Source organism: Pseudobutyrivibrio sp. MD2005 (assembly GCF_000621865.1).
In the GTDB taxonomy this organism is placed as follows: Bacteria; Bacillota; Clostridia; order Lachnospirales; family Lachnospiraceae; genus Pseudobutyrivibrio.
In genome coordinates, this window is the sequence record NZ_JHXE01000017.1 from 14,214 (window position 1) to 28,896 (window position 14,683).

Here is a 14,683-nt window from a genome sequence, read left to right on the forward strand (position 1 = left end):
CAGATTTAATAAATCAATTTTAACAAGTGATTATGATAAAACTGTTAAATAGAGTAACCAAAAAAGTAAAGGTCTTGATCATCATAAGAAAATCAAAACCTTTACTTCTTAATCAGGGCAGCCGCAACCTTCCAAAAAATCTGGAATAAAGCTCTCTTTCGCTACCTTTCTATCCTGTGTAAAAGCATTTGTTACACCTAGTTCTATAGCGTAATTAACCAGGGTATCATATTCTCTTTTCGTAACTCTTCTATCCAATTCTGGATATTTTTCCTTTATCTGAGCCATTGGAGTGTATTGGCTCATTAAGCTTAAATAAATGCTGTCTTTATATGTGCCGTACAGATATTCAACTATAGACTTGGCATCATTCACATGTCCCGGCAAAAGCAATTGCCTTACAATCACTCCTGAATTAATAAAGCCATTGTCATCATATTCTACCTCGGGACACTGTCTAACCATTTCTGCAATTGCTTTTTTAGCCACATCAGGATAATCAGCTGCATGAGAATACTTTGATGCAAGATTTGAATCCATATACTTAAAATCTGGCAAATAGGCATTTACGGTGCCTTCAAGCATTTGTAAGCTTTCCACTGTCTCATATCCGCTTGTATTGTATATCACCGGAATCGATAGCCCTGCGTTCCTTGCTATACTAATTGATTCCACTATTTCAGGAATATAATGGGTTCCTGTTACAAGATTGATATTGTTGGCCCCCTGCTCCTGCAGATTTAAATATATTTGGCTTAGCTGTTCTATTGTAATTTCTGCGCCCACTTTTCCATGGCTGATTTCCTCGTTCTGACAAAAAACGCAGTGGAGCGGACATCCTGAAAAGAATACCGCTCCACTTCCATTTTCTCCAGAAATGCATGGCTCCTCCCAAAAGTGAAGCGCTGCTCTAGCCACCTTCACTGTGCTGCTAACCTGACAAACCCCTAATGATTTGTCACGATTAACACCACAGGCTCTAGGGCAGAGCTTACATGTTTTGTGCATTTCCATATAATCCTTTATAAACGATTACTTACGTCCCTTTGACTTAATTTCATTAACAATAAGCTCTACAAACTCATCAAACTTAACTGTTGTAGTACCCTGCTCGCCGTGAAGTCTGTATGATACAGTTCCATCAGCCTCCTCATTCTTACCAAGAACAGCAAGATAAGGAACCTTCTGAATCTGTGCCTCACGCATCTTGTAGCCAAGCTTCTCTGAACGTGTATCAAACTCAACACGAACATCTGCATCGATAAGTGCATCAACAAGCTTCTGTGAATATGCGTTAAGCTCCTCATCATCATTCTTAACAGGAAGTACCTTTACCTGTGTAGGAGCAAGCCAAAGTGGAAGATTTCCCTTTGTCTCCTCAAGAATGTATGCCATAAATCTATCAAGTGATCCAAGAATAGCTCTATGAATAACTACTGGTGTCTGCTTGTTGCTCTCTGCATCTGTGTATGTTAGATCAAACTTAGCTGGTAAGCAGAAATCAAGCTGGCATGTAGAAAGTGTAATCTCGTTACCAATTGCAGGCTTAACATTAACATCAAGCTTTGGTCCGTAGAAGGCAGCCTCACCAATCTCCTCTGTGAACTCGATACCGATTTCTGTAAGAGTCTCACGAAGAGCCTGCTCTGCTGTGTTCCACATCTCATCATCCTGATGATACTTCTTTGTGTCTGCTGGGTCACGAAGTGAAAGCACGCATCTGTAATCTGTGATACCGAAATCTTCGTATGTGCTGAAGATAAGGTCGCATACGCTCTTAACCTCAGACTTAATCTGCTCCTGTGTACAGAAGATATGTGAATCGTTCTGGCAGAAGTGACGTCCTCTTTCGATACCCTTAAGAGTTCCTGAAGACTCGAAACGGAAATCATGAGCGATTTCTGCAATACGGATAGGAAGCTCCTTGTATGAGTGTGGACGGTTTGCAAAGATTCTCATGTGGTGTGGGCAGTTCATAGGACGAAGAACGAAGCTCTCTCCCTCAACTTCCATAGCTGGGAACATGTTCTCCTTGTAGTGATCCCAGTGACCAGATGTCTGGTAAAGCTGAACTGTACCAACGCAAGGTGTCATAACATGAAGGTAACCAAGCTTACGCTCTTTGTTACGGATGTAGTTTTCAAGCTCTGTCCAGATTGTATAACCATTTGGAAGGTACATTGGAAGACCCTTACCAATTAAATCATCAGACATGAAAAGCTGCATATCCTTACCAATCTTACGATGATCGCGTTCCTTAGCCTCCTCAAGAAGTGCAAGGTGCTCATCAAGCTGCTCCTGTGTAGGGAAGCAAACACCATACACACGGTTAAGTACCTGATTTTCTGCATCGCCCTTCCAGTACGCACCTGAGTGCTTAACAAGCTTGAAGTAACGGCAAAGCTTTACGTTATCTACGTGAGGTCCACGGCAAAGATCTGTGAAATCACCCTGATCGTAGCAAGAAATTGTCTGTGTGTCCTCATCCATGTTGTTGATAAGGTCTACCTTGTATGGGTCATCCTTGAACATTTCAAGTGCCTCAGCCTTTGAAATCTCTCGGCGATAAATCTTGCAGCCAGACTTTGCTACCTTCTTCATTTCCTTTTCAATCTTTGCAATATCTTCATCTGTGAGCATTACATCTCCAAGATCCATATCATAGTAGAAACCTTCTTCTACTACTGGTCCAACCCAGAACTTAGCATCAGGATAAAGATGCTTTACAGCCTGAGCCATCATGTGTGCACATGAATGATTGAGTGTGTTTAATGCTTCATCTTCTTTGAAATTTACCATTTTTCTACTCCTTCTTTACATTAAAAAGACCCTTAGGAAATACTATTTCTAGTAATTCCTAAGGGTGCTTAAATTTACATAATAAACACGGTTCCACCTTAGTGTTTCACTCATTTGTCTTTAACGGAACTACCCGGAGACGCTTCACCAGCAAAATGGCTTCTACGTTCAGCTCGAGAATGGTGTTCATATAAGTTTCCACTAGACGCTTCCAGCCTAGGCGTCCTCTCTCTTAGCTTCCACAAATACTACTGTTTCTGTCATCGCTTTTCGTGTCCTATCCTACCACAAATAATTCATTTTCACAAGACAAATAATCTTTAGAATAAAGACAATCCTTTTGCATTATAATTGCTTGAGCTCATTGCCAAAGCCTTACCAATAATGGTATTGATTGAACTGGCGCTTGCAGTAAGGTTACTTACATAACTAGATTCTTTTCCAAAAAGCTCTTTTATATCATCTATAGATGCAGCGTTAAGCTTTTCTCCATCAATGGCAAGTTTATTATCCTTATTCATAGTGATGCCTAGCTTTTCAAAGCTTTCCGCTTTTTCCTTAAATATGGCCTCAAATTCTGTTTTAAAGCTAGTGTTTAAGCTTCCACCGCAACTCCCTAGATTTGTGATTGTGCTATTATATGCAGTCACAAAGTTACTAACCTTTTTAATGATTGTAGATTTATCAAGTTCCTCGCCATTTTCAGCTGTATATAAATCTTCATTACCTAATTTTTCAAGGGCATCTAAAAGATTTGTTGCAGCTTTATCTACATTTTTATATTTGGATTGGCCACTTCCATTGCCTACGCCCATTGCTTCCATCTTCTGCTGATATTTCAAATCATTGTTTGAAACAATTTGGTTAATCAGCGCATTACCGCCTTTATTTTTGTTCAGCATGGAAAGCAGGCCTTGATTACTTTGATAATACTCATAGGAATTATTTATCTTACTCATTTTTACCCTCCAATTTATGAACCTAAAAACAAAAAGAGTTTTGCTAAGCAAAACTCCATCCTTGGATAATACTCGTTCCTACGTAATTATTATCGACACTTTTCTTCTATTGTTTAGATATGTATCCTAAAACATTTTTCATCCAGCCCAGCTCCCAGTTGATTCTAACTGTTAGAATCTCCAGCTGTTGCTTTAAAAGATTATCAATCGTCTCTTGATTAGTTGAAAGCAGCTTCATGCTTTCCACATTCTCATACATTTCATCATACTGAGAAACCTTGTTATTATATTCATTTTTCATAGCTGAAGGCACCTTTTGAGTCTCAAGAATCTGAGCCGCCTTGCCATGAACCATATCCTTCTTTTGATATAATTCTTCTAGTTTTGTCTCCATATGTTCTCCTAAATCATTCTTATTCAATGATTGAATCTATCAAATTATCATCTTTGTCATATACTAATTTTAGGGAAAAGAAAGCATATCCCTTCTGCTCCTGTTCCTGCAAAATCTTCAGAAAGACTTTATCGCCTTCCCATAAATTAAGGTCCATCACTTTATCAATATCTACCCAAGTCAGGACTCCTTCATCGCAGTTTTCTGTAAGCTGTCCATCAAAATCATCACTTGTAAAAAGAACTGCATGTTCAGTCTCATCCCCCATTACAAAAGTAATGTAGCCCCTTGTCTTAAGTGTATTAACAGTAAGGCCTGTCTCTTCTTTTATTTCGCGCTTAATACAATCAACTGGAGATTCGCCTTCCTCAACGTGCCCACCAACACCAATATATTTCCCGGCGTTAATATCCTGCTCTTTTTTGGTACGATGCAGCATTAAGTATTTACCATCTTTAATTAGATAACATAATGTAGTTAAAGTCATTTTTCTATCCCAAATTATTTTACTAAACCTAAAGCCTCACCATTAGCCCAATCTCTTATTGGTCTAGCATCTGGTGCAAACAGATTCTCAGGGATTTCATCTCTTGAGAAAAATCTATGCTCCAACACTTCTGAATCCTCATCAGAAATAGTTCCATCATAGGAATCAGTAACAAAAATAACTGCAAGCGAGTAAACAACATCCTTATTTGGATAATGAATCTCACGATCCTTGCCTGAATAAATTCCAAATAGCTTGAGATCCTTTACAGTGATGCCAACCTCCTCCTGAAGCTCTCTAATTGCAGCCTCTTCATAAGTCTCAATTGGCTCAAGAGCTCCACCTGGAATACACCACTGACCGTTATCACTTCTTTTTTGTAAAAGGACCTGATTCTTATCATTAACAACAAGAACTCCGCAGCCTACTGTCATGATCAAATCATGCCCCATAGTTTTTCTTAAATCACCTATGTAATTCATATCTTCAGCCTTTCTCCATTCATTGAAACTATATTTTACCATAACACTTTATTATTTTAATAGCTACAGCAAATACTTCTTAATTTTATTTTCCCCACCAGGCGTCTGCTTTAGCTTAATTCACCGCACAAATTCATCTACCCCCTGTTCATTTATGCGTACGCGGCCGGAGTCCATGGTGTAATATATCCTTCCTGCCGCGTTTTCTAAGCGTTCTATAGCTTCAGGCGACGGGTGGCCATAGCGATTGACTTTGGCGCAGCTTACTACTGCAATGTCTGGTGATAGCTTAGTCAAAAATGTATCATCCGAGCTAAATCGACTGCCATGATGGCTCACCTTCAGTAGATTTACATGATTAACAGACTCTGCTATTATTTGCTCCTGATCAGCTCCTATGTCACCTCCAAAGAAGCCACTATAATCACATGTTCCATCGGCATCCCTATCGTATTTCATCAAAAGAGATAAAGATAAGGCATTTATATCATCAGATGTAAGCCCGGCCGTAGGAAATACGCATTCAAAGGTGAGATGTTTCGTTCCACAAACATCCCCTTGGCTCATGTATATAATATTTGTGCCATTCGAGTTTGCTAGGGATAACAATTCAGAAAGCGTCTCACCCTGTGGCATTTCTGAAGATAAAACAATATTATCTATTCTGTAGCCAGATTCCAAAAGCTCCAAAACTCCAGACACATGATCTAAGTCCATATGCGATAGGAACCAATAATCGATGTGGGATGCCCCTTTATATTTCAAAAAGGGAAGCATGGTATACTTGCCTATCAAATCCGAACTGGTGCTTCCACCATCAATGAAGTACCTAATGCCATCTTCACTGGAAATGTAAATTCCATCGCCTTGTCCAACATCTAGAATATCGATTTCGAATTTTGGCTTGGATGGTGTAAGAAACAGTGCCACCATCATAAATAGCAGAATAATCTGTACAACTAATGCCTTTACAAGTCCCGCAAGTTCTTTTCTTGGATTCATGTCAATTTCTCTTCTGAATCTATGTTGAACTATACAAAAAGCTATGATGTAATAAACCACCGTAAATACGAAGTGCTTTCGTCCGGCAATAATAGTTGAAAATGGCAGTTTGGAAAAATAAAACGCGCATGCTTCTATAAAATAAATTAAGATATGACAAGGCCCTAAGATTATTTTTGCCAATGGAAGCATGTATAATCCTACTATTCCGCCAGTCAAACCAAAACCTAAAAGAATTGGCATAAAAGGTAGGATTAGAAGATTCAGCAGGATTGAATACAATGGTGTTTCATAGTACATATATATAACAATTGGCAACATGGCCACAGTAATTCCGAATGAAAATATAAGGCTAGCTGTAATCCATTCTTTAATCCTTATCCTTAATGGAAGCTTTTCATCGACGAATACGCCATTATCGGATTTACGAAGTCGCTTTTTCTTATTACATATTTCAAGATATTTTTTGCTTATAGGTTGAGCTACAAAAATGATTCCAAGGATTGCACTAAAGGAAAAGATAAAGCTACCGTTTTTTATATATAAGGGATTTTCTAAAAGTAGCATCACTGCCATCACAGCAAGAGCCGTTATGCTATCATAGCTTTCGCCGGTAATGTCTGCCAGCAGATATATTAAAAACATACCAATTGCCCTGACAGCAGAAATGCTTCCTCCAGTAAGAGCACCATACATAACTGCTACCGCTGCCGACATGCCCCCCGCAATAAGAAAGCTTAACCCACGCTTTCTAAAGATTCTATAAAGACTCATGCAAACAACCGACACGTGTAGCCCTGATACTGCAAGCACATGTGCAACTCCAACAAGTTGGAACAAGCTCTTTAAATCCGGGTCCAATTCACTTTTGTTGCCAATTGTGACGCTTGCCAAAAAGCCCGCCTCCTCTCCTGGAAGACAGAGTCTGTAGACCTCCATTATTCTCTCGCTGAGAGTAAATAAGCTATCTTTAGAAAATAAAGAATTGCAGCTTGCGCTAATGACAGAAGGCTCCTTTAATTCAAAATAATAGCCTAATGAACTATAGTAGCTTTTCATATCAAAGCCACCTTCATTTCTGGCACTGGTAAATAGTGACACAGTCCCTTCTATATTAACTTTGCTTTTGTTTGGAATCTTGTATGAATCAGATTTGAAAATAAAAGAATTTTGATTGAGCGTACCATTTTCACAGCTAATGGTAGCATCTTTGACGTAATAAACTGTTTTATCGTTTTTGATTTCTTTGCCGGCAATCCACCCAGTAGCATTAACATGCACGCCATCAGATAGATTATCATATACCAAATCAAGTTTTGTATATGCCCCCAGAAAATCCCAGGGGCCATATACACTTAATGCAATTATTAAAATGAATAGCAAAGAAATACTTGCAAGTCTTCGACCCACAAATTATTCCTCCATATCTATGTATTCCTCGTCGCTAAACTCCTGCTCTTCAGGAAACATTGGCTCCTCCTCATCAGAAAGAGTACTGATAATATCCTCATTTCTAGAAATTGCAGATGACAAATCCACATCCACATTAGATATATGAGGTGTATTTCCATTAACCAAAATCTGTACAGATTTTACATTATCAAGCTCTGTAAGAGAGTTGACGATCGAGTATATAGTTACATTTTCAGTAACACCTGTAAGGGATGTCTCGATTGCAGCATCAAAATTGACAATGCACACACCATCCTCAGAAACTGTAATTGAATTTAACTTTGTTCCACTAGGCAACGCTGATAAAAGAGTATCGTTATCCGGCCCTTTTAAAAGCTGTTCGATAACAATTCTATCCAGTGTAACGTTTCGGCTGTAGTAAACCTCTCTTGTCTCAGCTACGGTAGACATACCATCAGCACTAGCAAAATATAGTGTTAGCTCTGTCGATAAAAGCGCATCTGTTTCCTGACCAAAATCCTCGATAAAGGTGTCGGCGGTCATTGGCCCAACGCTTTCACCATTAGCATCAGTCAAAGGTGCGTTGTTAACATAGATTGACACCGAATCCACGCCATCAATCTGCACTAACGTCTTTACGATAGCAGCTCTCACAAGAATTTCTGTATAAACATCAAGTGCTTCGTAATCTCCAACCAGATAGATGCCTAAGCTTCCATCATTAAGCTCCCAGTTTTTAACCTTAACTCCAGATGGAATTGTATTTACAACCTTGATGTCATCAACGTCTTCAGTAAGCTCATTCAAGGCCTCAGATATCATTCCATCTGTGTCACTGCTCTTGAAATCATAGCCAACTGGCGCAATACCATTTTTATCAGTCCTAATGTAATAGACCGCATAATCAGGCTTTTCTTTATCTCCTTTACATCCCACAAGGCCAAGAGCTAAAACAAGGCTCAGAAGTAAAGAAATCGCAATCTTACTCTTTTTCATTATGCCTCGTCCTCCTTTTCGATGTAATTAAGTGGAATACGAAGATCAAAAGTAGAGCCCTCTCCAAGTTTAGAGCGAACCTTAATCTCACCATTGTGCATAGCAATAGCACTCTTTGTAATAGCAAGTCCCAGGCCTGTTCCACCAATCTCTCTAGAATGAGATTTGTCAGCTCTGTAGAATCTGTCAAAAATGAAGTCCACAGAATCCTCTGGAATTCCAAGGCCGTTGTCTTCCACCTTAATGTAAAAGAATTGATGGTCTGAGTTTAAGGTGATGTGAACCCATCCACCCTCATTGTTGTACTTAATGGCGTTTTCCACAAGATTAGTAACCACAAGGGTAAACTTAACTTCATCAACCTCTGCAACTACTGGTCTGAATGATTCGAAAACAACCTCTATATCAGCTTTGTCCGCAATTGGCTTGAGTCTCTTAAGAATGTGTTCGATCAGCTCATTAATATTTACAGCTGTAATATTAAGCACTGCTCCGCTTTTATCCATACGAACAAGGCTAAGTAGATCGTTGATGATTTTTGTCTCTCTATCAATTTCATCACCGATATCCACCATGAATTCCTTGTACATTTCAATAGGTACATCATCAGAACCATTAAGTGAATCAGCCAATACCTTCATAGATGTAAGTGGTGTCTTCAACTCGTGCGACACGTTTGAAACGAATTCCTGTCTGGATTCATCAATAGAATGAAGCTTGCTGATTACCTCATTGAATTTCGAAGAAATGTCTTCTAATTCTTTATATGATTTTGTCTCAGGTAAAACTGTCTCCGATTCCCTGATGATTGCATCTAATGACTTAGACATTTTCTTCAAAGGACGAGTATATCTAATGCTTGTAAGAACAGCGATAATGATTGTCAGGGACAGAATAATCACTACTCCAATCAGCATATAGGAGATAAACATATCCTTATTCTGATCCAGGTAATCCATAGATTTATTGACTACGTACACACCTACAGTGTCTCCATCTGAATTTGTAAGTGGCACCGTAACGATAAGGTAGTTTGTAACCTTGTCGTAGTAATAAAGAGACTGCCCCTGCATTGAATATATTATATTTTCCCAAATGACAGTTTTGCCAATATCTGCAGAAAAGGAATCCTTTACAATTTTCAACGAAGAATTGATTATAAGAATACGCCCATTATAGCTTTCTGCTACAGATTTAAGCTCGGTATCAAGCACTTCATTTTGACTATCGCCAGTCAAATATCCACTTGTAACGATTTGATTATTGTAGGATACGGCCTGGGCCATAAGATTGGTTGCATCTGTATGAATCGATACAGAATCATAGGCATGCAAAGAAATAGGCACACATACCAAAAATGGTATGATGCCTACACAAATTATAATGATTGCAATTTTAGATCCTATGCCGTGAAAAAATAAGAATTTATTTTTATTTTTCATTTCAACTCACTTTACATGTAATAGTATCCAACGCCCCATTTTGTACGAACGTACTTAGGCTCCTTTGGATTAGGCTCGATTTTTTCGCGCAGACGTCTTACGTGCACATCAACTGTACGCTCGTCTCCTGGATAATCATCACCCCATATTGTCTTAAGCAATGCTTCTCTAGAGAATACCTTTTTAGGATTTGTAACAAGAAGCACAAGCATTTCGAATTCCTTGGATGTAAGATTGTATTCTGTTCCTAGAATTGTCAATCTTCGGTTGCTTCTATCAAGTACTAAATCACCATTTTCGATGATGTTTTCTTCATTTTTATGTTCGGTAGCAACAGGCTGTCCTAAAGATGCACGACGCATAATAGCCTTTATTCTAGCCTTTACCTCGAGAATATTGAATGGCTTAGTAATATAGTCGTCAGCTCCATATTCAAGTCCAAGAATCTTATCCATATCATCGCCCTTGGCAGTAAGCATAACGATAGGTACGGTAGAATACTCTCTGATGCTCTGGCACACTTCGAATCCATCAAGCTTTGGCAGCATAACATCAAGCAAAATCATGTCATAATGATTTGCAAGTGCAAGATCTAAAGCCTCCTGTCCATCGTAGGCGCAGTCTACCTCCATGCCATCCTGCTCAAGTGAAAAACGAATTCCCTTTACGATAAGTTTTTCATCGTCAACAACTAATACTTTCTTAGCCATAGTTCTCCTCTATCCTATTATTTAAATCTTAATAAGTGAATTAATCTGATTGAAAATACCATCGCCTATGCCAGAAACATTTTTAATATCCTCTATTGAAGAAAAGCTGCCATTAGCTTCCCTGTGGGATACAATTTGCTGGGCCTTTGCCGCTCCAATACCAGGTAGCGTCTGCAGCTCAGCAGCGGTGGCTGTATTAATATTGATAAGTCCATCATCAGCTTCCTCAAGCATTTGCTGATTAAGGATTTCTTCAGCTTCATCCACAGTATAAATGTAGATTTTCTGGCCATCCTCTAAAACAGCTGCCTGATTGATATCGCTATCATCAGCAGATGAATCCAGACCTCCTGCAGCTTCTATTGCTGCATAGACCCTAGAACCTGTAGGAAGCTCATATACGCCAGGATTTGCTACTGCACCTGCCACCTGAACATAAATGTTTTCAGGTAAAAGCTCTGCAATAACTTCTTCCTCGGTCTTGGCTTCTTCGTCCTCTGCTACAAGCTCTGTTGATTGAAAATACGATGCTTGGCGGCATCCTGTAAAAAGAAAAATGCTACAACAAGCAATACAAATTAATCTTTTCATGTAATCTCCTATTCTATAACCCGTAGGAGATCCCAGTGTTGTCTTGCTTATTGTAGCGAATTTTTTTAGATATTACAAGAGTTTTACGAAAATGTGTCGAATACTCTCTCGATTTTTTCTTTAAATAAGTCGATATCCTGCTCTGTTATTACAAGTGGTGGAAGCAAACGAAGTACATCCTTACCTGCTGAAAGCACTACTAAATGCTCATCTAAGAGTGCTTTTGTAACCACTTCCTTAACTGGAACAGTAAGTACAAGACCTTGCATTAAGCCTAAGCCTCTTTTTGCTGTAATAAAATCATATTTATTAACAAGAACATCAAGCACCTGCTCGAAGTAAGGGGTAATCTTCTTAACATGCTCCAACAGCTTGTATTCATCAAATAAATCAAGTACCTGCGATACAGCTGCAGTGCACAGTGGATTGCCTCCGTATGTTGTGCCATGGTCACCTGGCTCTAATGAAGATACAGCTACCTTGTCAGTAACAGCGAACGCTCCAACTGGAACTCCATTTCCAAGAGCCTTTGCTGTTGTGAGGATATCTGGCTTGATTCCATACTGCTCGAAAGCATACATAGTACCAGTTCTTCCCATTCCACACTGAACTTCATCTAAGATAAGAAGAATATCTTCCTCATCACAGAGCTGTCTTACCTTTGTTAAGAATTCCTTGTCCGCTGGATATAAACCGCCCTCTCCCTGAACGGTCTCTAAAATGATAGCGCAAGTCTTGTCTGAAAGATTTGCAAGAATGCTTCCAAAATCATTGAATGTGGCAAATTTAACACCACTCATCAAAGGATAAAATGGCTCTCTGTAGTGTTCTGTTCCTGTGACAGAAAGTGAACCGACTGTTCTACCGTGGAATGAATTTTCCATGGCGATTACTTCATAATCACCTGCCCCCTTCTTTAAATATGCATATTTTTTAGCAGTCTTAAGGGCGCCTTCAATAGCTTCTGCACCTGAATTTGTAAAGAATACCTTGTCCATTGAAGATACTTTACAAAGCTTTTCTGCAGCCTCAATCATTGGCTCATGATAAAAAAGATTTGATGTATGAGTGATTTTTTTAATTTGAGCAACAAGAGCTTCCTCATAGTCCTCGTTGCCATAGCCAAATGCCATTACGCCAATACCTGATGCGAAATCAAGATATTCTTCATCCTCATCATCGTAAAGAAATACTCCCTTTCCATGATCAAATACAACCGGAAAACGATTATATACATGTAAAAGATTTTCCTCTGCCTTGTCCATAATCTGATTCTTATTCATTGAAATACCTCGTATCCTTATCTCCTATTATTGCTGTACCAATACCTCTGTTAGTAAATATCTCAAGTAATAGACAGTGAGCAATTCGACCGTCAAGAATATGAACTCTTGATACCCCCTGCTCAATTGCTTCAATACAATTATTAAGCTTTGGCAACATACCTCCGCCGATATATCCGTCTCCTATCAAATCCTTTGCTTCCTCAACTGTAAGCTCAGAGATTAATGTGTCTGGATCATCCTTATCCTTGTATACACCCTCAATATCTGTAAGGAATGCAAGCTTTGCTGCCTTTACAGCCTTAGCAATGGCACACGCTGCATCATCAGCATTGATATTATATGTCTGGAAATTATCATCCATACCGATTGGACAAACAATTGGTAAGAAATCATTATCAAGTAAATCCATGATAATCTTTGGATTAACCTCTGTAATCTCTCCAACAAAACCAATATCCTGGCCATCTGAAAGTTTCTTCTGAACCTTTAAAAGGCCACCATCTTTACCGGAAACACCAACTGCATCAACTCCAAGTGATTGAACGTTTTGAACCAGTGATTTATTAACCTTGTTTAAAACCATTTCAGCGATTTCCATTGTGGCTTCATCAGTTTTACGCAATCCGTTGATAAACTCTGGAACGATTCCATTTTTCTCAACCCACTTAGAAATTTCCTTACCACCACCATGAACAATGATTGGCTTAAAACCAACAAGCTTAAGCAATGTAACATCCTGTATTACCTGCTTCTTGAGCTCCTCATCAATCATGGCGCTTCCACCATATTTAACAACAATTATCTTTTTGCTAAAACGCTGTATGTAAGGTAAAGCCTCAATCAAAACTTCCGCCTTATCCATTACCTTTTGCATGCTCTTATCCATGACAGTCCTCCTTAACTTCTATAATCAGCATTAATCTTTACGTAGTCATAAGTAAGGTCGCAGCCCCAAGCTGTTGCTTCAGCTTCGCCCTCGTGCATATCAACGAAAACTGTCACAGCGTCAGCCTTCATTATTTTCAATGCCTCATCTTCATCAAATACAATCGGTGTACCCTTATCAAACACCTTTAATGTGCCATTTTCGCTCTTAAAGAAAAGCTCAACATCATTCTGATCGAAATCCACACCTGAATATCCCATAGCACATAAGAATCTTCCAAAATTGGCATCGCATCCAAAGATAGCAGCCTTAGATAGATTAGAACCAACTATTGCTCTTGCAAGTACCTTAGCATCAGCTTTTGACTTCGCATTTACGATAGTCGCCTCAAAAAGCTTGCTAGCTCCCTCGCCGTCAGCTGCCATTCTCTTAGCAAGATTCACGCAAACATAAGAAAGAGCTTCCTTGAATGTATTATAATCATCTCCCTTTTGATTAATTACATCATTTCCTGCAAGGCCATTAGCCATGCAAAGAAGTGTATCATTTGTAGATGTATCACCATCAACAGTAATCATATTGAAGCTATCTGCAACAACTTCACTGACTGCCTCCTGAAGAAGATTCTTTTCAATTGCAAGATCCGTCCCCAAAAATGCAAGCATTGTGCACATATTAGGATGAATCATTCCAGAACCCTTACTCATACCTCCAAGAGTTACTGTTTTACCACCAATTTCAAACTCAACAGCAATCTCTTTATTAACTGTGTCTGTAGTCATAATGGCCTTTGAAGCTGCTGTGCCGGCCTCAATGCTATCCTTTAATTCCTTGGACATTACCTTTACGCCAGACACAAGCTTATCCACTGGAAGCTGCATACCGATTACACCTGTAGATGCAACGGCAACAGTGTCAAAAGCAACGCCAAGAGCTTCTTCCACTCCCTTTGCTGTAGCTTCACAAGCGTCGAAGCCTTCCTTACCTGTACATGCATTTGCAATTCCTGAATTTATAACAACTGCCTGAAGTGGCTTATCGGATTTTACGATATTCATATCCCACTGCACACAAGCAGCTTTTACCACATTAGTTGTAAATGTGCCAGCGCTAACACAAGGCTTTGTAGAATAAACCATCGCCATATCTGTTCTGCCCTGATATTTTATTCCTGCAGCTGTACTGGCTGCCTGAAACCCCTTTGCTGCTGTAATTCCGCCCGTAATTGCTTTCATA

Annotated in this window: 14 protein-coding genes; all 14 read right to left on the reverse strand. The window is 39.2% G+C overall.

The window, feature by feature from the left end; all coding sequences use genetic code 11:
- Positions 1–108 precede the first annotated feature (108 nt).
- On the reverse strand, positions 109–1,008 hold the full coding sequence (locus tag T498_RS0107640; protein WP_081779723.1) for a radical SAM protein: 900 nt from the start codon (positions 1,006–1,008) through the stop codon (positions 109–111).
- A 24-nt stretch (positions 1,009–1,032) separates the two neighbouring features.
- Positions 1,033–2,799 (reverse strand): threonine--tRNA ligase, encoded by a 1,767-nt coding sequence (gene thrS, locus T498_RS0107645; RefSeq protein ID WP_028235399.1) that lies wholly within the window; start codon positions 2,797–2,799, stop codon positions 1,033–1,035.
- 320 nt (positions 2,800–3,119) lie between these two features.
- Positions 3,120–3,758: a hypothetical protein gene (locus T498_RS0107650; protein ID WP_028235400.1), complete on the reverse strand. Its 639-nt coding sequence runs from the start codon at positions 3,756–3,758 to the stop codon at positions 3,120–3,122.
- A gap of 106 nt (positions 3,759–3,864) precedes the next feature.
- Positions 3,865–4,152: a hypothetical protein gene (locus T498_RS0107655; protein WP_028235401.1), complete on the reverse strand. Its 288-nt coding sequence runs from the start codon at positions 4,150–4,152 to the stop codon at positions 3,865–3,867.
- A 19-nt stretch (positions 4,153–4,171) separates the two neighbouring features.
- A complete protein-coding gene (locus tag T498_RS0107660; protein WP_028235402.1) occupies positions 4,172–4,639 on the reverse strand; it encodes an NUDIX hydrolase in 468 nt (155 codons plus the stop codon).
- 14 nt (positions 4,640–4,653) lie between these two features.
- Positions 4,654–5,121, reverse strand: coding sequence for an NUDIX hydrolase (locus tag T498_RS0107665; protein ID WP_028235403.1), 468 nt, complete (start codon positions 5,119–5,121; stop codon positions 4,654–4,656).
- Between the two features lie 120 nt (positions 5,122–5,241).
- The gene (locus tag T498_RS0107670) at positions 5,242–7,533 is read right to left on the reverse strand and encodes a DNA internalization-related competence protein ComEC/Rec2 (protein ID WP_028235404.1); all 2,292 of its coding nucleotides are present in this window, start codon (positions 7,531–7,533) and stop codon (positions 5,242–5,244) included.
- A gap of 3 nt (positions 7,534–7,536) precedes the next feature.
- Positions 7,537–8,532 carry a GerMN domain-containing protein gene (locus T498_RS15280; RefSeq protein ID WP_051524670.1) on the reverse strand — a complete coding sequence of 332 codons (996 nt, stop codon included), beginning with the start codon at positions 8,530–8,532 and terminating at the stop codon, positions 7,537–7,539.
- Entirely contained in the window at positions 8,532–9,974 is a 1,443-nt protein-coding gene (locus tag T498_RS0107680) for a sensor histidine kinase (RefSeq protein ID WP_028235405.1), read from the reverse strand. The genes T498_RS15280 and T498_RS0107680 overlap by 1 nt, the downstream gene beginning before the upstream one ends.
- 11 nt (positions 9,975–9,985) lie before the next feature.
- Complete coding sequence (locus tag T498_RS0107685; RefSeq protein ID WP_028235406.1) at positions 9,986–10,684, reverse strand: response regulator transcription factor; 699 nt, start codon at positions 10,682–10,684, stop codon at positions 9,986–9,988.
- Between the two features lie 21 nt (positions 10,685–10,705).
- Positions 10,706–11,275 carry a ComEA family DNA-binding protein gene (locus tag T498_RS0107690; protein WP_028235407.1) on the reverse strand — a complete coding sequence of 190 codons (570 nt, stop codon included), beginning with the start codon at positions 11,273–11,275 and terminating at the stop codon, positions 10,706–10,708.
- Between the two features lie 83 nt (positions 11,276–11,358).
- A complete protein-coding gene (locus tag T498_RS0107695) occupies positions 11,359–12,558 on the reverse strand; it encodes an aspartate aminotransferase family protein (protein WP_028235408.1) in 1,200 nt (399 codons plus the stop codon).
- Positions 12,551–13,447 (reverse strand): acetylglutamate kinase, encoded by an 897-nt coding sequence (gene argB / locus T498_RS0107700; RefSeq protein WP_028235409.1) that lies wholly within the window; start codon positions 13,445–13,447, stop codon positions 12,551–12,553. Before argB ends, T498_RS0107695 begins: the two co-directional genes overlap by 8 nt.
- An 11-nt stretch (positions 13,448–13,458) precedes the next feature.
- Positions 13,459–14,682, reverse strand: a complete 1,224-nt coding sequence (argJ, locus tag T498_RS0107705; protein WP_028235410.1) for a bifunctional ornithine acetyltransferase/N-acetylglutamate synthase — start codon at positions 14,680–14,682, stop codon at positions 13,459–13,461.
- Position 14,683 lies beyond the last annotated feature (1 nt).